Source organism: Kitasatospora sp. MAP12-44 (assembly GCF_029892095.1).
Taxonomy (GTDB): Bacteria; Actinomycetota; Actinomycetes; order Streptomycetales; family Streptomycetaceae; genus Kitasatospora.
This window is the reverse complement of record NZ_JARZAE010000004.1, coordinates 4,996,910-5,018,171: the sequence shown is the minus strand read 5'-3', so window position 1 is coordinate 5,018,171 and position 21,262 is coordinate 4,996,910. Positions and strand designations below refer to the sequence as shown.

The window sequence follows — 21,262 nt, the reverse complement described above, 5'->3', positions numbered from 1 at the left end:
GACCTCGGTGGTCGACCGCAACAACAAGTCGCTGGCGAGCTTCCCCTCGCTCTCCCAGATCCTGCTCAAGTACCAGCAGGGCGCGCCCAGCGGCGACCCGGCCGACGCGGGCAGCGCCGTGGTGATCACCGACAGCAGCGGCAAGAAGGCGGCCCAGCCGCTCTTCACCGTCACCGACCCCAAGCCCGGCAAGCCGCTGAAGCTGACCATCGACGCCACCCTGCAGGCCGCCGCCGAGCAGGCCGTCAAGGAGCAGTACGCCAAGGGCAACAAGCCCGCCGGCGCGGTGGCCATCGAGCCGAGCACCGGGAACATCCTGGCCGTCGCCAACGCGCCCGCGGGCGGCTTCAACACCGCCTTCCAGGGCCGCAACGCCCCCGGGTCGACGATGAAGGTGATCACCGCCACCGCCCTCCTCGAGGCCGGCATCGACCCGAACGCGACCATGCCCTGCCCGGCCACCATCGCCGCCGGCCAGACCATCAAGAACGACTTCGACGGCGACCACCTGGACTTCACCTTCGCCCACGACTTCGCGATCTCCTGCAACACCGCCTTCATCAAGCAGGCGACCGCGACCCTCAAGTCCGGCACGCTGGCCGCCACCGCGCAGGACGTCTTCGGCATCGGCCCGGCCTGGAAGACCGGCTTCCCGAGCGCCGACGGTTCGGTCCCGCCGGCCGGTCAGAGCCCGGCCGAGACGGCCGTGGAGTACATCGGCCAGGGCAATGTGGTGATGAACCCGCTGGCGATGGCCTCGGTCGCGGCGACCGTGCAGAACGGCACCTTCAAGCAGCCGATCCTGGTCGCCGGCCTGCCGCAGATCGCCGCCGCCCGTCAGCTCTCCCCGGACGTGCTGGCCAAGCTGCGCACCCTGATGAACGGCACCACCCAGGCGAGCCTGGACGGCACCGCGGCCAAGGCGATGGCCGGGCTGAGCGGCCAGATCGGCGCCAAGACCGGCACCGCCCAGGTCACCGGCAAGCCCGACAACAGCTGGTTCACCGCCTTCCGCGACAACCTGGCGGTCTCCGTCGAGGTGGTCGGCGGCGGCTTCGGCGCCGACGCGGCGGCCCCGGCCGCGGCCGAGGTGCTCAAGGTCGGCAACGCGGGCTGAGTCCGGGCAGACCGGCTTAGACCGCCCGGCACATGGTGGGTGGAGGAAGGAGCGGCGTCCGGGCCGAGTCTGGGCGGTGCCGACGAAGGAGCCACTGCGGAGCATTGGCGACTGAGGAGAAGCCGTCCAGGCGACAGCCCGGGCGTCGCGACGCCGCCCACCATGTGCCGGGCGGTCATAGGTCAGTGCTTGCCGTAGACCGCGGCGGTGTTGTCCTGGGCCGGGTGAGCGGTGCCGGCCGGGCCGGTGGCAAAGGCCCGCAGCAGGTTCTCGGTCACCTTCTGGGTGAGCGCCCCGGCCTTGGCGTCCATCGAGTGGTCGTCCCCCGAAGAGCCGTCGCCCGTCGCGTCCAGCGCCTCCACCCAGCGCATGGTGCCGCTGGCGAAGACCCCGGCGCCGCTGGGGGTGGTGTAGTACGCGCTGTCGCTGAAGCTCTTGCGGCCCTCGCAGACGACCGGGGAGTGCGCCAGGATCTCGATCGGCTTGGGCGTGGGCCAGCCGGTGTTCACCCGGTCGTACTCGACGCCGACCAGGTGCGGGAAGCTGTCGCCCGCCTGCACGTTGGTGCCGGCGAAGAGCCAGTGGCCGGGGTTGGTGACCACGTACGGCGCGTCCACCGGGTAGCCGTCGTAGATCACGCCCAGCAGCGAGCTCTCCGGGTCGGCGCCCGGGGCGACCCGGTAGTCGTTGGTCGGCGGGTGGCCGGCGGCGAAGCCCGGGTCATCCTTGTAGGAGGTCTTGTAGCAGACCACCGTACGGTTCGGCCCGATCGCCGAGGCCTCGTAGCGCACCCTACGGAAGCAGCAGTTGGCGCCCAGGATGGCGATGTTCGTCCCGGCGTCGCGGGCGGCGGTGACATTGGCGCGCTGCTCGGGCGACCAGTACTCGTCGTGGCCGAGCGACAGCACGGCGCGGGCGCCGCTGAGCAGGTTGGCGTCGGCGGCCACGTCGACGTTGGTGGTGTAGGCGAGCGGCAGGCCGAGCCGCTCGGCCAGCGCGATCAGCGGCGCCTCGTAGACCAGGAAGAGGCCGGCGCCGTCGTAGTCCTGGTACGGGCGGTCGAAGGAGACCACCAGCGAGCGGGTCGGGTAGCCGCCGCTCGGCCCGTTGTAGAGGTTGTAGCCGCCCCACAGGTTGTACGCCTGCCAGGTGCTGACGGCGTTGACCACCACGGTCTTGCCGGCCGTGCTCGCCGAGCGGACGGTCAGCGGCACATAGCGCTGGCCGGCGTTTCCGTCCGCGTCCAGCCGCAGCAGGTAGCTGCCCTCGGGCCAGCCGGTGGTGTCGACGTCGGTGGTCTTGGCCCAGCTGGTGGAGACCATCCGGGTCTTCTTGTCGACGGCCGCGGCAGGCTGCTTGGCGCCGGGCAGCGGGCCGGACTGCCAGACCAGGCGGGCCCGGGCCCCGCCGTACCAGCCCATCCGGTAGGCGGAGATCCTGAAGCCGGGAGCGGTGGTGGAGACGTGCAGCGCGACGCTGTCACCCGGCAGGACGCTGACCTTGTCGGCCCAGCCCTCGATCGCCCGGTCCGGTCCGGCGTTGGTGATCCGCCAGTCGGCGTTGCCGGGCTTGGCCGCCTCGCCCTGCGGGCCCGCCGTGGCCGACGCCGCCGGGGCCGCGCCGCCGCCCGGGGACTCCTTGCCGGCCGCCGCCGTCGAGGTGGTGCTGCCGCTCATACCGCAGGCCGCCAGACCGGCCGCCCCCGCGGCCGCCGCACCGGCCAGTCCGAGGAACCGGCGCCGCCCCGGTCGCCTGCTTCCGGGGGACTTGTGCTCGGCCATGCGGGGCTCCTTGTCGCCTCGGAATCAGGTCTGGCTCCTCAAAGTCTTAGCCCATCATCACTTATGAGGGGACGGCGACCCCGGCGTCCTCATCGGCGGCCGGCGCCGACGACCGCCGGCGACCGGTCCAGCTGCGGGCCGCCAGTCGGGGCCAGATGGCCAGCACGGCCGGCAGCGCGAGATACCCGAAACGCCCGGCCGGCGCGAGCATGAAGGCCACCGTCAGCCCGGCGGCCAGCAGATCGGCGGCGGCCACCGCCGAGGTCGGCGGCCGCAGAACCAGCCGCACCGCCACCGCCGCGCCGCCCAGCACCAGCAGGACGAGCGAGATGGTGTGCCCGACCGGGCCGAGGTCCGCCAGCACCTTGCCGGGCAGCGGGCTGCCCGCCGGGGTCTGAACGGCCGCCAGGCCGAGCGGGAACCGGACCACCTGATCCTTCAACTGCTGAGTCTGGGTCACCAGGAACGGCAGGATCACGGCCCCGGCGGCGAGCAGGCCGGTCAGCGCGGTGCGGGCGGCCGGCCGGCGCCCGTAGAGCCGCCAGACCAGCAGGACGGCGACCGGCAGGGCCGGCCAGGCCGTCCATTTGAGTGTGCAGGCCAGCGCCAGCACCAGGCCGGCCGCGATCGTCCGGTCCCGGGCGGCCAGCGCCATCGCCAGGCAGCAGACGCCGATCAGCGGCAGGTCCACCCCGCCGACCGCCAGGGTCAGCGCGATCAGCGGCGAGCCGGTGAGCACCCCCAGCGGCAGCAGCGGCGAGTACGTGCGCGCCGGTCTGAGCAGCCGCCAGCTGACAACCAGGCACCCCAGGAAGGTGAGCGCGAACCAGATCCGCGCGTCCCCCAGCACCATCGTGACCGGGTTGCCCGAGCCGAGCAGCGCCCGGGGCATGCCGAAGAGCGCCATGGCGGGCAGGTACGGGTTGAAGTCGGTGACCCGCTCCGGCTGGGCGAGGTACGGGCTGCCGGTGTGCAGCAGCAGCTGCGCCGAGCGCTCGACCACCATCACCTCGGACTGGTGGCGCCCCTGCGCGGCCAGCACGCCCAGCGGCAGCAGCACAGCGCCGACCAGCGCGATCCCGGCCGCCACCCGGCCCGCGAAGCGGGTCGGCAGCGTACAGACGGCCAGGCCCGCCAGCAGATAGGCGGGGGCCGCGACGGCGCCCCAGAGCTTCTGGTTGGGCAGGTTGGAGACCAGCGGGAAGGCAGCCGCCCAACCCGCCGCGATCAGACAGCCGATCAGATGAACGGCGCGCCGGTCGACCACGGTGGCCAGTCTGGCACCGATCCGCTCGACCCGCGGCGTCCGCGAGGCGTCGGACGGGCCGTGGTCCGGGCCGGTGAGGTCCCGCTGCCGCGGGATCTCCCGCAGCACGTCCCGGTCCGCACCGGTCAGTTGCCGCTGACCGATCGGGTGCGCACCACCCGGATGCCGGACGGCCCGGCCGGGGTGCGGCTGGGCACTGTGTCGACGACCGAAGCGGCCACGACGGCGGGGCGCTCCAGAGGTACGGGTGGTCACCATGGGGGAAGGTTATGGCCGGTGGGCACTCCCTGTCCTCACACCGCAGGGGCTAGCCAAGAGCGGTTGCCACCAGGTAGGGCGATCGGCCGTGGTGGCAACCGTCAGTGATCTTGGAGCACGGCCTGCATCACGGATTTGGCGATCGGCGCGGCCAGGCCCCCGCCGGTGACGTCCGTGGCGTTACTGTCCGCAATCACCACGGCCACCGCTACCGGCGCAACGGCACCGGATCCCGAGGGCTTGGCCCAGGAGATGAACCACGCGTACGGAGTACCGGAATTGCCCACTCCGTGCTGGGCCGTTCCGGTCTTGCCGCCCACCGTGGCGCCGCCGATCCGGGCGTTCCTGCCGGTGCCGTTCTGCACCACATCGACCATCAGCTGCTGGAGCTGACCGGCCACCGCCGGGCTGACCGCCTGCTTGTAGGTGCTGGGGTGCATGACCTGGACCGAGCTGCCGTCGGACTTGGTCAGCTTGTCCACAAGCTGTGGATACATCACCGTGCCGTTGTTGGCGACGCCCGCCGCCACCATCGCCATCACCAGCGGGGTGGCCGCGGTGTCGTACTGGCCGATCGAGGAGAGCGCGACCTGCGACTGGTCCATCGAGGTGTCGAAGTTGCTGCGGGCGGCCCGGACCGGGATGTCGAGTTTCGGGTCGTTGAAGCCGAAGTTCTCCGCCATCGAGACCATCTTGTCCAGGCCCGTCCGGGCGCCCAGATAGCCCAGCACGCTGTTGCAGGAGAGCACCATCGAGGTGTCCAGCGAGAGGTTCGGCTGGTCGCACGAGCTGGTGTCGTTGACCAGCGGGGTGGTGGTGCCCGGCAGGACGTACGGGGACGGCGCGCCGGTGGGCGCGTTGATGTCGCTGACCGTGCCGTTCGCCAGCGCGGCGGCGGCGGTGACCACCTTGAAGGTCGAGCCCGGCGGGTAGGTCTGCCGCAGCGCCCGGTTGAGCATCGGCTGGTCGCCGTCCGCCTGCAGCGCGTTCCAGGCGTTCTGGTCGCTGCTGGAAGAGCCCGCGAAGCTCCCCGGATCGTACGAGGGGGTGCTGGCCAGCGCGAGGATCCGGCCGGTGCTCGGCTCGATCGCGGCCACCGCGCCCTTCTGGTTGCCCAGGCCCTGCATCGCGGCCTGCTGGGCGGCCTGGCTGATGGTGGTGTAGACGTCGCCGCCGGGGTTCTGCTTGCGCGAGATCTCGTCCCAGAGCGCCCAGCCGGCCAGGCGGTTGTCGGTGCCGGAGAGCAGGCTGTCCTCGGTGCCCTCCAGCTGGGTGTTTCCGTAGATCTGCGAGGAGTAGCCGGTGACGGCGGCGTACAGCGAGCCGTCGGGGTAGGTCCGCTTGTAGTCGTAGCGGCCGCCGGTGGGCGCGGAGCCGGTGACCGGGGTGGCGCCGACCAGGATGTTGCCGCGCGGCTGGGAGTAACGCGCGATCGCCTGCCGCTGGTTGGCCGCGTTGTCGTCGTAGGCCTTGGCCTGGAAGACCTGGATCCGAGTGGCCTGGACGGCCAGCGCGATGATCAGCAGCAGGCAGAAGAGACCGGCCCGGCGGCCGGTGACCGAAATTCCGTGGCGGCGCTGGAGCTTGTTGGACCGGGCCATCAGGCCTCCTCGGTGGGCAGCGGACGTCGGGCGAGATCGCTCATCCGGACCAGCAGGGCGATGATGATCCAGTTGGTGACCACCGAGGAGCCGCCCTGCGCGATGAACGGCAGCGTCAGACCGGTCAGCGGGATCAGGTCGAGCACTCCGCCTGCCACCACGAAGACCTGAATCGCGATCAGTGCGGCCAGCCCGATCGCCAGCAGTCGGCCGAACGGGTCACGCAGCGCGATCCCGGTGCTGATCCCCCGGGAGACCAGCAGGGCGTACAGCAGGAGGAGGGCGAGCAGGCCGACCAGCCCGAGCTCCTCGCCGATGGTGGCGAGGATGAAGTCGGACTTGGCGGCGAAGCCGATCAGCAGCGAGTGGCCGAGCCCGAGACCGGCGCCGAGCAACCCGCCCGCGCCGAAGGCGAACAGCGACTGGGCGATCTGGTTGGCACCCTGGCCCGCGGCGATGCTGCCCAGCGGGTTGAGCCAGTCCACCACCCGGCTGTGCACATGCGGCTCCAGCCAGCCGACCGTGACGGCACCCACCGCGGCGAGCAGCAGGCCGAGGGTGATCCAGCCGCTGCGGGCGGTGGCCACGTACAGCATCACGACCATCAGACCGAAGAAGAGCAGCGAGGTGCCGAGGTCGGTCTCCAGGAAGAGCACGCCGACGAAGGCGGCCCAGACCAGCAGCACCGGGCCGATCACCCGCAGCCGCGGCAGCTCCCAGCGCCAGATCCGCCGACCCGTCAGCGCGAGCGTCTCGCGGTGCACGGCGAGGTAGGCGGCAAAGAAGACCGCCAGCAGGATCTTGGCGAACTCGCCCGGCTGCAGCGAGAACGGGCCGATGGTGATCCAGATCCGCGAGCCGTAGATCGGCGGGAAGAAGATCGGCAGGATCAGCAGCACCAGCGCGACCAGGGCGCCGATGTAGGCGTAGCGCTGCAGGATCCGGTGGTCGCGCAGGACCACGATCACCGCCAGGCAGAGCAGCACTCCCAGGGCCGACCAGAGCAGTTGGTTGGGGGCCACCTGGCTTTCCGGGGTGGACCGGTCGAGCCGGTAGATGACGACCAGTCCGATGCCGTTCAGCAGCAGCGCGATGGGTAGCAGCAGCGGGTCCGCGTACCGGGCCTTCCAGCGGATCACCCCGTGCGCTGCCAGCGCGAGGCCGCCGAGCGCCGCCCCGTACAGGGCCGCGTCCGACGGCGCCCGGCCGTCGATGTTGACGCCCACCTCGACGTAGCCGAAGACCACGATGGCGACCGCGGCCAGCGCCAGCAGCAGTTCGACGTTGCGTCCGGACCTGACCGCGACAGCCGGCGCCGGACGCGGCGAGTCCGCCGTGGCAGAGGGAGTGGCCATGGGCGGTGGGCCGTTCTGTCGGGTTACAGGTCTCCGGGCTGCGGATTATTGTACCCGAATGTCCTATTTATACTGACTTTAGGTCACCGACCTTGCCCCACAGGCGTCAACGGACTCCGGCTCAGCCGCCCTGAGCGGCCTTGATCGCCTCGCGCAGGTGCTCGTCGGCCTCGCGGGAGAGCGAGGTCTGCAGGATCTCCCCGCCGTAACCGGCCAGCGCCGGGACGACCTTGTCGGCAGTGGCCGAGCGCACCAGCAGGAAGACCGCGGCGCTGCCCGGCTGGAGCTTCTCGGCGATCTGGCGCATGAAGTTGTCGTCGACGCCGATGTCGGTGGCAGCCCCCACCGCCGCACCGGTGGCGCCGCCGATCGCCGCCCCGAGGAACGGCATGAAGAAGAGCAGCCCGATGACCCCGCCCCAGAGCGCCCCGGAGGCCGCGGCCAGGCCGGTGGTACTGCCGGCCTGGTGCAGCTTGATCTTGCCGTCGTCGCGGCGTTCCACGACGACGACGTCCTCCAGGTCCATCAACTTCTGCTTCTGCAGCGCGATCGCCTCGTCACGCACCTGCTGGGCGGTGGAGAGGTTCGGGTAGGAGATCGCGAACAGGTTGCTCATCTGCGGGGTCCTTTCGGCTCAACGAGCTGACGGGACCACCGTAGTGAGGATCCGCCATTTATCGGCTCTCATCCCGGTGTGTCCGGTTTTGCCGCAGCCGCCGCCCCTGAGCGGTCAGTTGCAGACGGCGCTCGGCCAGCGGTTCTCCAGCAGGGTGCCGAGCATGTCGTGCAGCAGCTCGCGACGGCCCTCCGGGAGCCGGGCGAAGAAGAGCCGCTCGGCCTCGCTGGCGACCACCTCGGCCTCGGCCATCGCCCGGCGGCCCACCTCGGTCAGGCCCAGGATGTAGCGGCGGCGGTCGGCCGGATTGCGGCGCCGCTCGACCTGGCCGGCCTGCTCCAGCTCGTCGATCAGCGCCACCATCGTGGTGGGGTCCAGGCTGACGACCCGGCTGAGGTCCTGCTGCGAGAGCTCGGCCCCGCCGGCCAGCGTGGCCAGCACCATAAAGGTCCGCAAGCGGAAGCCCTGGGCGGCCAGCGCCTGGTCGACCTCCTCCTGGATCAGCAGGCCGGCCTTGTGCAGCAGCACGCCGGTGTGGCCCGCCAGCGGGAAGTCCGGGCGCGGGGTCCCCGACGCCGGCTCCGCCGGGTCGGCTGCGGCAGAGGTGGCGGCGGGTGCGCCGCCGGTGGCGCTCTCGACGGTTGCCAGGCTCTTGCGGCCCATCGGGGGTCTCCCATCCATCGGGAGTCCGGGGATCCTGGCCGGTACTGCCGCTGTCCCGTGAACTCTTCAAAAATCTATCATCGGCGTTTTCAACGCTGAAGGGAACAATCACCGGGCCGACGCGGTCCGCCCGGCCCGGTGACCGCGCTCCGGACGTCAGTGCCCGCCGCCCTCCGCACCGGCCAGCGCACTCTCGTGCAGGTCGCGGGTGCGGATGAACAGGAAGCCGACCACCGCGCCGACCGCCGCCACCGCGCCGCCGGCCACCAGCACGTCCGACAGCCCGTGCACAAAGGCCTCCCGCGCCGCACTGCGGACGGCGCCGGACAGGGCGCTCGGCACCGTCGTGGCCAGCTGGTTCCCGGCGCCGGCCGCGACGGCCTTGCCGGCCTGCCGTGCCTGCGCCCCGAGCTGCGCACCGGCGGGCGAGGTCGCGAAGGCGTCCGCCACCCGGTGCTGGAAGAGCGCGCCGAAGCCGGCGATGCCGACCGCGATGCCCACCTGCTGGAAGGTCTCGCCGATCCCGGCCGCCATCCCCGCCTTGGCCGGTTCGGCCACCCCGATGGCCAGCGAGCTGCGGGGCGGGTTGAACATGCCCATCCCCAGACCGGTCACCAGCATGCTCGGCAGCATCGCCGTCCAGGAGCTGCTCGGGTGGACCAGGGTGATCAGGAAGAGCCCGCCGGCTATCAGCCCGGTGCCGATGCCGACCAGCAGCCGCTGCGGGACCTTCACGGTGAGGCTGCCGGTGACCGCTGCCGCGACGAAGAGGGTCAGCGTCAGCGGCAGGAAGCGCACGCCGGTGGCGAGCGGCGAGAAGCCCAGGACGTTCTGCATATAGGAGACCTGCAGGAAGATCGCGGACATCCCCGCCGCGTTGGCGAGCAGGGTGGTCACCGAGATGCCGATGAAGGTGACGTTGCGGAAGAGCCCGAGGTCGAGCATGGCCGCCTCGCCCAGCCGCCGCTCGATCAGCGCGAAGAGCACCAGCAGAACGGCCGCGCCGACGAACATCCCGACGATCGGCGCGCTCGCCCAGCCCTGGTTCTCACCACGCAGGAAGCCGAGGACAAGCAGGGTCAGCGCCGCCGAGAAGACGACCAGGCCCGCCCAGTCCACCCGGTGGGCCGACGGGTCGCGGGACTCGCTGATCCGCAGGGCGCCGAGCACCATCGCGGCGATGCCGATCGGGACGTTCACCAGGAAGATCCAGCGCCAGCCGATCCCGTCGGTGAGCGCCCCGCCGATCAGCGGTCCGAAGGCGATGGCCAGGCCGGAGACCCCGCCGAAGACGCCGAACGCCATCGCCCGGTCCTTGCCCCGGAACTCCTGGCCGATCAGCGCCGGGCCGACCGCGAAGAGGACCGCCGCGCCGACGCCCTGCACACCGCGCGCCACATTGAGGGCGACGATGCCCTGCGCCGCGCCGCAGGCCAGCGAGGCCGCGGTGAAGATCGCGAAGCCCACACCGTAGACGCGCTTGCGGCCGAGCCGGTCGGCCAGCGAGCCGCCGGTGAGCAGGAAGGCGGCCAGGGTCAGCGCATAGGCGTCCAGCACCCACTGCAGTGCGGAGAAGTCGGCGCCCAGCGAGGTCCGCAGGTCGGGCAGCGCGACGTTCACCACGGTGAGGTCGAGCATCAGCATGAAGGTGGCGATCGAGACGATGCCGAGCGTCCACCAGCGGCCGCCCGAGGCGGCCCGGCCCGCCGGGGCGGCAGGCGTCAGGGAGTCGGCGGGTGGATCGGTGGCGACCTGGGCGGTTGACATGACAGAGCCCCTCAGACGATCGGATGGTTGACGATCGCGAAATAAATCGTCGAATTTTCGATTATCTAGGACGCTAGTGATCCCCCCATCGGCTGTCAAGGCACGCCCGGGATGCGGACCCGATGGCCCCCGCCGACCCGACACGTCCTGCGTTCCGCTCGTCACTGGCGCCTGCCGCGGTGCTCTTCGGCTATCAACGAAATGAGCACTAATCAGGACAAAGCGGAAATGGAGGCCCCCGTGCCCCGTGCCACACTCACCGCTCTCACCCCGCTCACGGCGGATCGGCTCGCCCGCGCCCTGGACGGCTCCGGGCTGGTCGCGGAGATCGAGGCCTACCTCGCCTCGCTCCCCGCACCGGCCCGGATCGCGCCCCCGTACATCTGCCCGCTCGGCAGCACCCTGCAGCTCTGGAACGCCGGCCACCCCGCACCGCGCACCACCCTGCTCGACCGGATCATCCGCCGCCCCGCCCGCCCGGTCCCGGTCAGCGCCGCTGACCACCTCCGGCTAGCCTCGCGCTACCTGAGCACCGCCGGCTGGCTGCAGGGCGCGATGTGGGACGCCGGCGGCCGGGTCTGCCTCCTCGGCGCCCAGGCCGCCGTCCTCGCGCACGGCTACGGCACCGCCGACACCGTGCTGACCGCCCGCGCCCAGGTGATGGAGGTCCTGCACGCCACCGGCCGCCCCACTCACTCCCCCGACGAGTACAACGACCGCCCCACCACCCGCCAGGCGGACATCCACCACCTGCTCACCCAGGCCGCCACCCGCGCCCACACCCTCGGCCTCTGACAACCCGTCAGCACGCCGCACCACCCGCACAAACGACAGAGGCCCGACCGGTTTTCACCGATCGGGCCTCTGTGTTGGGTGGAGCTGAGGGGATTCGAACCCCTGACCCCCTCGATGCGAACGAGGTGCGCTACCGGACTGCGCCACAGCCCCAACGAGATGAAACTCTAGCACCTTCTGGAGGGGGGTTGTGACCACCCCCGATCGGCGCCGACGGTGCTGACCGGGGGCGATGGGGGCGGGCGGTCACTCGTTGGCGGCGCGGGGGCGGGGAGCGTAGTCGTCGTCGGACCGGGCCGACCGCGGCTCGGCGCTGGGGGCCGACTCCTCGTACTGGTCGAAGAGCGGGGTGCGGCGGGCCTCGGCCGGGCGGCCGGAGCTCCAGGTGCCGGGGGCGGTCAGGTCGAGTCCGCGGGTGACCCGGGGGGCGACCGGCGCCGTGACGTACGTCGGCAGCGGGACGGGCACGGGCTCCCAGGAGTCCGGACCGGCCGCGGCGCGCTCCCGCAGGCCGTCGACCCACTCCTCGTGGTCGGTGGCCTCCACCAGGGCCTGCTGGGAGGGCGGAGCGCCGAGCGAGGACGAGGAGGACGCCTCCGGCGCCGAGGCCACCCGCAGATGCGAGCGCCCCTCGGTGGCCGGCACGGGCAACGCGTCGGCCGACCGGAGCGCCGACCGGGCCTGCTCGCGCTCGCGCAGCCGCTGGGCCGCCTGGGCCGCGCGGGAGCGGTCGAGCTTCACCTCGTAGCGCTGGCGCTCCAGGCGGCGCAGATGGCCGATGTAGAGGGTGAGCAGGAGCGCCGGCAGCCCCGGTACCCACAGGAAGTCGAAGCCCGCGACGGCGGCGACGACCGCGCCCACCGCGAAGGCCAGGAAGAGCACCGTGACCATCCGCCGGCGCCGGGCCAGCAGCTGCGCGCGCCGGTCCCCGCGGGGGGAAGGCGGGGCGGCCGGCGTCGCCGGGGCCGACGCCTCGGGGACGCCGCCGCGGGACGGGTCGTCAGAGTGCGCCGCGTCACCGACCACTGTCGCCACGGGGGGCGACTCGGGGTCCGACGCGTCGTCAGGGGAGGGGTTGTCGATCAGGGCCCGGGACGCCCGCCGCTCCATCGCCGACCGCCCGGCAAGCAGGCGGATGGCGGTGCTGAAGCGTTCGGTCGGGCGCGCTTCGTTGAGCTCGTCCTGCCTGCGGAGCCACATGGGCACCAGATAGGCAGCCCAGGCCCCTACGATGACCGCGTAGATGAGGCCGCTACTGCTCACGTTTCACACCGTACGGGCGTAGGGGAAGGCCGGGCAGCAATTTGGCGCGGCGTGTCGCATGATCAAGCTGATTCTCTGACTATTTTGCCGGTATTTGTGACCGCTTGCCGGGGCAGCGATGCCATATTGATATGAAATTCGAACACTTATTCAATTATCCAGCCAGCGGGCCGGATTGAAGGCCCGCCAGCGGCTCAGCAGCCCCTCGGGGATCTCCTCCACCGTGAGCGCGTAGACCAGGTGATCGCGCCAGTCCCCGTCGATGTGGAGATAGCGCGGACGCACTCCCTCGGAACGGAACCCGAGCTTTTCCACCACCCGGCGGCTGGGCCGGTTCTCCGGGCGGATGCAGACCTCGATCCGGTGCAGGCCGAGCGACTGGAAGCAGTGGTCGGCGGCGAGCGCGACGGCGGTCGGCATGATGCCGCGCCCGGCCACTCCTTCGTCGATCCAGTAACCGATATTGGCCGAGCACATCGAGCCCCAGGTGATTCCACCGACCGTCAACTGGCCTACCAGCTCGCCGCGGTGCTCCACCACGAACGGCAGCATCCGACCGGCCGAGGCCTCTGCGCGCAGATAGCGGACCATTTGACGGTAGGTCGGGCGCAGTCCGGTGTCGCGGCCGTGCGGGGCGGGCGGCACGGTGGCCTCCCAGCGGCGCAGCCAGTCGCGATTGCGCCGGCTCGCCTCCTGCCAGGGCTTCTGGTCCCGGTACCGGATCGGGCGCAGCACGACCTCGCCGTCCCGGAGCTCGACGGGCCAGCCGGCGCTCAGCGGGTTCTCCGGTCGTCAACGGGCGCGTCAACGGGCGCGTCAGCGGGCGGGCGCGGGTGGTCCCCGCCGGCGAGCTGGTCGACGGCGTGCGCGAGCAGCGGCTCCAGCACGGCCAGACCGTCCTTGACGCCGCCCGTGGAGCCCGGCAGGTTGACGATCAGGGTCCGCCCGGCGAGCCCGGACAGGCCTCGGGAGAGCGCCGAGGTCGGCACCTTCTCCCGCCCGTAGGCCCGGATCGCCTCGGCGATGCCGGGGACCTGACGCTTGATCACCCGGGCCGTCATCTCCGGCGTGAGGTCCATCGGCGAGATGCCGGTGCCGCCGGTGGTCAGCACCACGTCGTACCCGGCGGCCACCGCCTCGCGCAGCGCCGCCTCGACCTGCTCGCCGTCCGGGACCAGCCGCGGTCCGTCCACGGCGAAGCCCATCCGCTTCAGCCCGGCCACCAGCAGCGGGCCGCCCTTGTCCTCGTACACGCCGGCCGAGGCGCGGTTGGAGACGGTCACCGCGAGCGCCCTCATGCCTGGCCCCGCGACCAGTCGCCGCTCTTGCCGCCGGTCTTGGTCAGCACCCGGACGTCCTCGATGGCGGCGCCCTTGTCGACGGCCTTGACCATGTCGATGACGGTCAGCCCGGCCACCGCGACGGCCGTCAGGGCCTCCATCTCGACGCCGGTGCGGTCGGCGGTGCGCACCGTCGCGGTGATCTCGACGGCCTCGTCGGTGACCGACAGGTCGACCGTCACCCCGGAGATCGCGATCGGGTGGCAGAGCGGGATCAGCTCGGGCGTCTTCTTGGCACCCATGATTCCGGCGATCCGGGCCACCGCGAGGGCGTCGCCCTTGGGCATGCCCTCGCCGCGCAGCAACTCGACCACCCGGGGGGCGACCCGGACCCGGCCGGCCGCCACGGCGGTGCGGACCGTGGTGGCCTTCTCGGAGACGTCGACCATGCGGGCGGCGCCGGTTTCGTCGACATGCGTGAGGCGGTCGCCAGGGGGTGTGGTCACGTCAGTACTCCAGCAGAACGGGGTGAATACCGCGCTACCGTACCGCCCCGGGCCCGCCGGTCCGCTCTCCGTCCGCCAGCGGAGCACTCGCGCCCGGTCGGCGGGCGGCGGCTGTCAGTCCGTCAGCAGGACGACGTCGACCGTCGTACCGGCTGCCACGGCCACCTCGTCCTCGGGGACGATGATCAGGCAGTTGGCCCGCGCCAGGGCTCCCACCAGGTGCGATCCCTCGCCGCCGACCGGCTGGACGGTGCCGTCGGCGGGCGTGTACCAGCCGCGCAGGAACTGCCGGCGGCCGGCCGGCGAGCGCAGCGCGGCCCCGCAGAGCGCCTGCACGATCGGGCGGTGCACGTCCGGGGCGCCCAGCATGGTGCGGATCACCGGGCGGACGAAGAGCTCGAAGGAGATGTAGGAGCTGACCGGGTTGCCGGGCAGCGCCAGCAGCGGGATGCCCGCGCCGATCCGCCCGAAGCCCTGCGGCTTGCCGGGCTGCATCCGCAGCCGCCGGAAGTCGACGCTGCCGTGGGTGGCGAAGGCCTCCTTGACCACGTCGTACGCGCCGACGCTGACCCCGCCACTGGTGACGATCAGGTCGGCGCGGCCGAGCTGGTCCTCCAGCACGGCGCGCAGCACGGCCGGGTCGTCCGGCACGCCGCCGACCCGGTAGGCGATCGCGCCGGCCTCCTGGGCGGCGGCGGTCAGCATGAAGCTGTTGGAGTCCGAGATCTGCCCGGGGCCGATCGGCTCGCCGGGCTGCACCAGCTCACTGCCGGTGGAGAGGACCACCACGCGCGGACGCGGACGGACCAGCACCTTGCCCCGGCCGATCGCGGCCAGCAGGCCGAGCTGGGTCGGGCCGAGCCGGGTGCCGGACTCGAGCACCCGCTCGCCGGCCTTGATGTCGCTGCCGCGCCGGCGGATGTGCGCGCCCGCCGCGACCTCGCGCAGCACCCGCACCTCCTCGTCGGCCACCGGCGCGGTCATGCTCATCGCGGCCAGGCCCGAGCCGGTGCCGCCGTCGGTCCACTCGACCGGGGCGATCGCCTCGGCGCCGGGCGGCACGGGAGCGCCGGTCATGATCCGCGCGGCCTGGCCGGGGCCGACCTTCGGCAGCTCGCCTGCGCCCGCCGCGATCTCGCCGATCACCGTGAGCACCGAGGGGTAGGTGTCGTCCGCGCCGGCGGTGTCGGCGGTGCGCACGGCGTAGCCGTCCATCGAGCTGTTGTCGAAGGGAGGCAGGTCACCGGTGGCGACCACGTCCTCGTCGAGCCGGCAGCCCTGGGCGTCCAGCAGCTGCAGCTCGATCGCGGGCAGCGGGGCGACGGCGGCCAGCACGTCGGCGAGGTGCTCGTCGACCGTCCACAGCCGGTGGCCCGGAGCCTCGGCCCCGCAGGCGTCTGTGTTCTCCGTAGACCTGGTCATCGCCACCGTCGCCTTCCGATCGTCAGCCCTGCATCTCCGTGCCCACGAAGTCCCTGAGGAAGCTGCGGAACTCCGGGCCCAGGTCTTCACGCTCGCACGCCAGCCGGACAATAGCGCGCAAGTAGTCCGCGCGGTCACCGGTGTCATAACGGCGGCCCTTGAAGAGCACGCCGTGCACCTGGCCGCCCTCCTCCGGGCCCAGCATGGACAGCGTGCGCAGGGCGTCGGTGAGCTGGATCTCGCCGCCGCGACCGGGCTCGGTCTTCTTCAGCACGTCGAAGACGGCCGGGTCCAGCACATAGCGGCCGATCACGGCGTAGTTGGACGGGGCGTCCGCGGCGTCGGGCTTCTCGACCAGGTCGGTGACGTGGAAGACGTCGCTGCCGAAGCCGTTGGGCTCGACCGCCGCGCAGCCGTAGAGGTGGATCTGGCTGGGCTCGACCTCCATCAGGGCCACCACCGAGCCGCCGAGCTCCTGCTGCACCTCGATCATGCGGGAGAGCAGCGGGTCGCGCGGGTCGATCAGGTCGTCGCCCAGCAGGACGGCGAACGGCTGGCCCGCCACGTGCTGCTCGGCGACCTGCACCGCGTGACCCAGGCCCTTGGGGTCGCCCTGGCGGACGTAGTGCATGTTGGCCAGCGAGACCGACTCGCGCACCCGGCGGAGCTTGTCCTCCTCGCCCTTGCGGGAGAGCAGCTCCTCCAGCTCGTAGGCGCGGTCGAAGTGGTCCTCGAGAGCGCGCTTGTTGCGGCCCGTCACCATCAGTATGTCGGAGAGGCCGGCCGCCGAGGCCTCCTCGACGACGTACTGGATCGCCGGCTTGTCGACGACCGGGAGCATCTCCTTCGGCGTCGCCTTCGTCGCGGGGAGAAAGCGGGTGCCGAGGCCGGCCGCAGGCACCACGGCCTTGGTGACCGGCATGCGGTTCTTCGTCGTCGTCATGCGTTGACCTTACTAAGGCAGATGACCGCCCTGACTGCGGGCGAGGTTAACCACCTATGAACGAACCTCGTCGGCCACAGCCACGACAGCGACTTTACGGGCAGCGCGACCGGTCAGGCTTGCTGGTCCAGAACCGGCACAAGCCGACAGATTACCGTGCACACCCTGCGGAATCTGCCGCTTGGCGGACGCCAGCGCCCGGTCCGCGGCCCGCAGCAGCGGGGCGGTGTGCGCGCCGTCGGCGGGCAGTACCGCGATGCCCGCGGCGGCGGTCAGCCCATTGCCCTGCCGGACCGTGCGGGCGGGCTCCCACAGCTCGGGCGTCCGGTCCAGCAGCTGGTGCCGGCGGACCGACCAGCAGAGCCGCTCGGCGACCTTGACGGCGCCGGCCGCCGCGGTGTCCGGCAGCACCACCAGGAACTCCGTACCGCCGTACCGGCCCAGGGTGTCCGAGCGGCGGATCTCCACGCTGAGCCGCTGGGCCAGCTCACGCAGCATCACATCGCCACGGCTGCGTCCGTGTTCGGCGTTGACCGCGTCGAAGCCGGTGATCTCCAGCAGGACCACGGCCAGCGAGCCCGGTCCGCTGCCGGCGGCCGGCGGCCGGGCGCAGCGCTCGATCTCACGCTCCAGGGTGATCTGGAGGTGGCGGTAGTTCCACACGCCGGTCAGCGGATCGCGCGCCGCCAGCAGCTCCAACTCCTCGCAGCGGCTCTGCAGTGCGGCCAGCCGCTCGCGCAGCCCGGACTCGCGGCCCTCGCCGGCCCCCGCCGAGCGGCGCAGCCGCAGGCCGAGCAGACCGGCCGCACCGGCCAGCGGGGCACTGAGCAGGGCCAGCGACTGCACCAGGAGGGGGGTGGGCATCGGGTCGCCTTCCGGTTCTCGTACGGGCGCGGGGACGAGGGAGGATCGTGACGACGGCTGCGGACAGCAAGGAGCAGGACTTGTACGACGATCCCCTCTACAACGACAAGGCAGGCCTGAGGTCACGGCTTCTGGCGGACCGCCGCGCGCTTTCCCCCGAATGGCGGGAGGGCGTGGCGGCCGAGCTGGCCGAGCAGGCCCTGGCGCTGCTGCCCGCGGACGGGTCGGCGGCGTCCGGGTCGGCGGCGTCCGGGCCGGTGGCGGCGTACGTCTCGGTCGGCGCGGAGCCCGGCACCCGGCCGCTGCTCGACCTGCTGCACGCGCGCGGGATCCCGGTGCTGCTGCCCGTCCTGCTGCCCGACAACGACCTCGACTGGGCCGCCTACCGGGGCGCCGAGCACCTCGTCCCGGCCGGCCGCGGGCTGCTGGAGCCGGACGGGCCGCGGCTGGGGCCGGCGGCGGTCTGCACGGCCTCGCTGGTGCTGCTGCCCGGGCTCGCCGTGGACCGCCGCGGGCTGCGGCTCGGCCGCGGCGGCGGGAGTTACGACCGGGTGCTGGCCCGGCTGGCCCGGGCCGGGGCTCGGCCGCTGCTGGCCACCCTGCTCTACGACGCCGAGCTGCTGGAGCACGTCCCGGCCGAGCCGCACGACCAACCGGTGCACGCCGCCGTCACGCCGACGGGGGTGCACCGGTTCGGGTCGTAGGCGCTACGGCGTCAGGGTCAGCCGGTTCTTGGTGGCCTTGTCCACCGCGTCCGCGGAGTACGCCCAGGGCAGCAGCTTGCCCTGGGCCCACAGGGCGGTCTGGTCGTTGTAGTTGGCCTGGAACGCGTGGCCGGACTCACCGCCCACGTTGATCCAGCGCGAGGCGTTGAAGTCGCTCAGGTCGACCACCATCCGCATCGACGGGATCCAGTCGACCTGGTACCCGGCCGCCGCCGTCCAGCCGGAGGCGTTGACCGCCGCCGAACCGCCGCCGAGCTGGTACGGACCGCGGTTGAGCAGTCGGTGCACGATGCCCGAGGCCCACGACGAGTTGTCGATGCCGAGCGTCTGCTCCTTGAGGTTCAGCGGGTGCAGCCGGCCCCAGCTCCAGGTGGAGATGTCCTTGCCCAGCTGGGCGGTGAGGTCCTGGCGGGCGTCCTTCATCGCCTCCTTGAGCAGGTTGTCCAGGCCGTGCTGCGGCAGGTGGTTGGAGTCGATGTAGTCCCACCAGGTGCTGTTGGGGTTGGCGAGCTGCTGGCGGACCACCTCCATCCAGCGGTCGCCGCCGTCCGGCTGGGCCTGGCTCGGGTCGCGCGTGCCGCACTGGGTGACGATCTTGGTCTCGCCGCCGACCGAGTTGGAGGGCTGGTTGGCGTCCACCTTCTGCTGGACCAGCAGGCAGTCGCCCTGGGCCCGCACGCTGGCCGGGAACTTCTGGCCGAAGGCCAGGATCAGCAGCTGGCGCCAGACGCCGTTGTAGTAGGCGGCGGCGGCCGAGTCGGCGTCCTGGTTGTAGTTCCAGTCCTTCAGCAGGTCCTGCGCCTGGCGCACGTACGGGTCGCTGATCTGCTCCTTCAGCAGCAGCGGCACCAGGGTCTTGGCCATCACGCTGGTGTTGTCCGACTGGATGGACTGCATGTCGTCGGGGGAGATCCGGCCGCCGTTCTGCAGCCGGGCCTGGATCTGGTCGCTTATCTCCTTGGCCCGGGTGCCGTACTCCCAGTCCTGGGTGATCAGGTACTTGTACGTCGGGTCGACGACCGCCTGGTTGGCGGTGACGATGTAGCCGGACGACGGGTTGTAGACGTAGGGCAGCGACTTGAAGTCGATGTAGCCCTTCCACGCGTACGACGAGTCCCAGCCGGGGGCCGGGTAGGTGCCGTCGCCGCGGCCGCGGATCGGGATCACGCCGGGGGCCTGGTAGCCGATGTTGTTCTTGGTGTCGGCGTAGATCAGGTTCTGCGCGGGGACGGCGAAGTCCTTCGCGGCCGCCCGGAAGTCGTTCCAGTTGGCAGCCCGGTCCAGCTCGAAGACCGAGTCCATGGTCTTGCCGGGGGTGAGCGCGGTCCACTTCAGCGCGACGCCGTAGCCGCTGGTCCCGCGGTCCGGTGCGGCGTTGCCGACCGGCGCGTAGGTGCCGACGTTCTGTTCCTCGGTGCTCTGGTCCGAGATCAGCGGGCCGTTGTTGGTGGTGCGGACGGTGATCACGTGGTCGGGGCCGCCGGCGACCTTGATGGTCTCCTGGCGCGTGGTGAAGTTCACGTTGTTGCCGTCGTAGAGGTAGGTGTTCGGGCCGGTGACCTTCTCCAGGTAGAGGTCGGCGACGTCGGCACCCATGTTGGTGAAGCCCCAGGAGATGTTCTGGTTGTGGCCGATCACCACGCCCGGCATCCCCGCGAAGGTGAAACCGGTGGTGTCGTACTGGCAGTTGCTGCTGACCACCCGGCAGTGCAGGCCCATCTGGTACCAGACGGACGGCATCCCGGGGCCGAGGTGCGGGTCGTTGGCCATCAGCGGCTCACCGGTGGTGGTGTGGTCGCCCGACACCACCCAGGAGTTGGAGCCGATGCCCGAGCCCTGCGGACCCAGCATCTGCGGCAGCGAGCTGACCTGGCCGGACAGGCCCTGCAGCAGGGCGTTGGTCGCGGCGGCGGCCTGGGTGGTGCTCGCGGACTGGCCGACGGCCGAGGCCGGCGGCTTGTACGTGCCGTCCGAGCCCACCGTGCCGGTCTGCACGATCGTGCCGTTCCGGTCGTACGGGTAGGCCGGGTAGAGCTGGGCGACCTGGTCCGGGGTGAAGTTCTGCGACAGCAGTGAGCGGTCGATCTGGTCCTGGAGGTTGCCGGAGAGGTTCCAGGCCATCGCCTTGAGCCAGGCCACCGAGTCGACCGGGGTCCACGGCTGCGGCTTGTAGCTGCCGTTCACCGTGCCCAGCAGCGTGTACTCGAGCGAGGCGCTGGCGCCGCCGGGGTGCTGGGCGAGCCAGGCGTTCACGCCGTCCGAGTAGGCCTGCAGGTACTGCTTGGTGTCGGGCGACAGCTGGGTGTCGTACTCCTGCTGGGCGACGTCGTGCCAGCCCATGGTGCGCAGGAAGCTGTCGGTCTGGACCTGGCTCGACCCGAACATCTCGGAGAGCCGGCCGGAGGTGATGTGGCGCCGGACGTCCATCTCCCAGAACCGGTCCTGGGCCTGGACATAGCCCTGGGCCTTGAACAGGTCCTCGGAGGTGTCGGCGTAGATCTGCGGGATGCCGTTGGCGTCGCGCTTCACATCCACCGGGGCGCTCAGGCCGGCAACCTTGATGCTCCCGCTGAGCTGGGGGAACGAGGCGCGCACAGTGTTCACCGCGTACCAGCCGCCGGTGGCGGTGCCGGCCACCAGCAGTACGGCCAGCACGAGCACGATCAGACGAGCGCGCCGGAACTTCTTCGAGCGGGGCATCTGGGTCCTAGCGACAGGGAGCAGGGCGACGTCACATTCAGCTGGGCGGCCGTGACCGGTCACCACATTAGGACGACTCAGGTGGCGCGGGTGCACCGGGGACGCCCACGGTGGAACCACTGGGACCCTATCGGCAGCTTCTGAGGACTCAGCGCGGGCTCCCCTAAAACTAGGTAATCAAAAGAATAGGTAAAATGTTAGACTGAGTAACGACACCTCAGCTGACGTGCCGGCGGCCCATCGGGTCGCGGCGACGCCCCATCGGGTCGGGTCGACGCTGTGAGGCGTCCCGAGATCGCCCTGTTGATCCTCCTGAGCCGCCTGCCGGCGTTCCGTGCC

18 protein-coding genes and 1 tRNA gene are annotated in these 21,262 nt (G+C 71.6%); 3 read left to right on the top strand and 16 right to left on the bottom strand.

The annotated features are described in order from the left end of the window. Nucleotides 1–7: 7 nt before the first annotated feature. Entirely contained in the window at nucleotides 8–1,117 is a 1,110-nt protein-coding gene (locus tag P3T34_RS23475) for a penicillin-binding transpeptidase domain-containing protein (protein ID WP_280668012.1), read from the top strand. 182 nt (nucleotides 1,118–1,299) lie between these two features. Here the strand turns inward: P3T34_RS23475 and P3T34_RS23470 are convergent, their stop codons facing one another. From P3T34_RS23470 to P3T34_RS23440, 7 genes are all read right to left on the bottom strand, one after another. Further along, a complete protein-coding gene (locus P3T34_RS23470) occupies nucleotides 1,300–2,898 on the bottom strand; it encodes a N,N-dimethylformamidase beta subunit family domain-containing protein (protein ID WP_280668011.1) in 1,599 nt (532 codons plus the stop codon). Nucleotides 2,899–2,959: 61 nt separating this feature from the next. Then, nucleotides 2,960–4,423 carry a glycosyltransferase 87 family protein gene (locus P3T34_RS23465; protein WP_280668010.1) on the bottom strand — a complete coding sequence of 488 codons (1,464 nt, stop codon included), beginning with the start codon at nucleotides 4,421–4,423 and terminating at the stop codon, nucleotides 2,960–2,962. A 101-nt stretch (nucleotides 4,424–4,524) separates the two neighbouring features. Then, complete coding sequence (locus P3T34_RS23460) at nucleotides 4,525–6,024, bottom strand: penicillin-binding transpeptidase domain-containing protein (RefSeq protein WP_280668009.1); 1,500 nt, start codon at nucleotides 6,022–6,024, stop codon at nucleotides 4,525–4,527. Continuing rightward, nucleotides 6,024–7,379 (bottom strand): FtsW/RodA/SpoVE family cell cycle protein, encoded by a 1,356-nt coding sequence (locus P3T34_RS23455; RefSeq protein WP_280668008.1) that lies wholly within the window; start codon nucleotides 7,377–7,379, stop codon nucleotides 6,024–6,026. Before P3T34_RS23455 ends, P3T34_RS23460 begins: the two co-directional genes overlap by 1 nt. A 121-nt stretch (nucleotides 7,380–7,500) precedes the next feature. Beyond that, on the bottom strand, nucleotides 7,501–7,995 hold the full coding sequence (locus P3T34_RS23450) for a DUF1269 domain-containing protein (protein ID WP_280668007.1): 495 nt from the start codon (nucleotides 7,993–7,995) through the stop codon (nucleotides 7,501–7,503). Between the two features lie 114 nt (nucleotides 7,996–8,109). Beyond that, complete coding sequence (locus P3T34_RS23445; RefSeq protein WP_280668006.1) at nucleotides 8,110–8,658, bottom strand: MarR family winged helix-turn-helix transcriptional regulator; 549 nt, start codon at nucleotides 8,656–8,658, stop codon at nucleotides 8,110–8,112. A 156-nt stretch (nucleotides 8,659–8,814) separates the two neighbouring features. Beyond that, nucleotides 8,815–10,425: an MFS transporter gene (locus P3T34_RS23440; RefSeq protein ID WP_280668005.1), complete on the bottom strand. Its 1,611-nt coding sequence runs from the start codon at nucleotides 10,423–10,425 to the stop codon at nucleotides 8,815–8,817. Nucleotides 10,426–10,665: 240 nt separating this feature from the next. Here P3T34_RS23440 and P3T34_RS23435 point away from each other — a divergent pair, with 240 nt between their 5' ends. Beyond that, nucleotides 10,666–11,220, top strand: a complete 555-nt coding sequence (locus tag P3T34_RS23435) for a hypothetical protein (RefSeq protein WP_280668004.1) — start codon at nucleotides 10,666–10,668, stop codon at nucleotides 11,218–11,220. 79 nt (nucleotides 11,221–11,299) lie between these two features. Here P3T34_RS23435 and P3T34_RS23430 read toward each other — a convergent pair. The 8 genes from P3T34_RS23430 to P3T34_RS23395 all read right to left on the bottom strand — a co-directional run bounded on the left by P3T34_RS23430 (nucleotide 11,300) and on the right by P3T34_RS23395 (nucleotide 17,498). Next, nucleotides 11,300–11,373 (bottom strand) — tRNA-Ala (locus P3T34_RS23430). Nucleotides 11,374–11,466: 93 nt separating this feature from the next. Further along, the gene (locus tag P3T34_RS23425) at nucleotides 11,467–12,483 is read right to left on the bottom strand and encodes a hypothetical protein (protein ID WP_280668003.1); all 1,017 of its coding nucleotides are present in this window, start codon (nucleotides 12,481–12,483) and stop codon (nucleotides 11,467–11,469) included. A 150-nt stretch (nucleotides 12,484–12,633) separates the two neighbouring features. Further along, the gene (locus tag P3T34_RS23420) at nucleotides 12,634–13,260 is read right to left on the bottom strand and encodes a GNAT family protein (RefSeq protein WP_280672322.1); all 627 of its coding nucleotides are present in this window, start codon (nucleotides 13,258–13,260) and stop codon (nucleotides 12,634–12,636) included. After that, on the bottom strand, nucleotides 13,257–13,781 hold the full coding sequence (locus P3T34_RS23415; RefSeq protein WP_280668002.1) for a MogA/MoaB family molybdenum cofactor biosynthesis protein: 525 nt from the start codon (nucleotides 13,779–13,781) through the stop codon (nucleotides 13,257–13,259). The genes P3T34_RS23420 and P3T34_RS23415 overlap by 4 nt, the downstream gene beginning before the upstream one ends. Continuing rightward, nucleotides 13,778–14,269 (bottom strand): cyclic pyranopterin monophosphate synthase MoaC, encoded by a 492-nt coding sequence (moaC, locus tag P3T34_RS23410; RefSeq protein ID WP_280668001.1) that lies wholly within the window; start codon nucleotides 14,267–14,269, stop codon nucleotides 13,778–13,780. The genes P3T34_RS23415 and moaC overlap by 4 nt, the downstream gene beginning before the upstream one ends. A 114-nt stretch (nucleotides 14,270–14,383) precedes the next feature. Next, on the bottom strand, nucleotides 14,384–15,691 hold the full coding sequence (gene glp, locus P3T34_RS23405) for a gephyrin-like molybdotransferase Glp (protein WP_280668000.1): 1,308 nt from the start codon (nucleotides 15,689–15,691) through the stop codon (nucleotides 14,384–14,386). Between the two features lie 22 nt (nucleotides 15,692–15,713). Then, a complete protein-coding gene (gene galU / locus P3T34_RS23400) occupies nucleotides 15,714–16,634 on the bottom strand; it encodes a UTP--glucose-1-phosphate uridylyltransferase GalU (protein ID WP_280667999.1) in 921 nt (306 codons plus the stop codon). 54 nt (nucleotides 16,635–16,688) lie between these two features. After that, nucleotides 16,689–17,498, bottom strand: a complete 810-nt coding sequence (locus P3T34_RS23395; RefSeq protein WP_280667998.1) for a GGDEF domain-containing protein — start codon at nucleotides 17,496–17,498, stop codon at nucleotides 16,689–16,691. Nucleotides 17,499–17,545: 47 nt separating this feature from the next. Here P3T34_RS23395 and P3T34_RS23390 point away from each other — a divergent pair, with 47 nt between their 5' ends. Then, on the top strand, nucleotides 17,546–18,202 hold the full coding sequence (locus tag P3T34_RS23390; RefSeq protein ID WP_280667997.1) for a 5-formyltetrahydrofolate cyclo-ligase: 657 nt from the start codon (nucleotides 17,546–17,548) through the stop codon (nucleotides 18,200–18,202). 3 nt (nucleotides 18,203–18,205) lie between these two features. Here P3T34_RS23390 and P3T34_RS23385 read toward each other — a convergent pair whose 3' ends face one another. Next, complete coding sequence (locus P3T34_RS23385) at nucleotides 18,206–20,923, bottom strand: penicillin acylase family protein (protein WP_280667996.1); 2,718 nt, start codon at nucleotides 20,921–20,923, stop codon at nucleotides 18,206–18,208. Nucleotides 20,924–21,262: the final 339 nt, after the last annotated feature.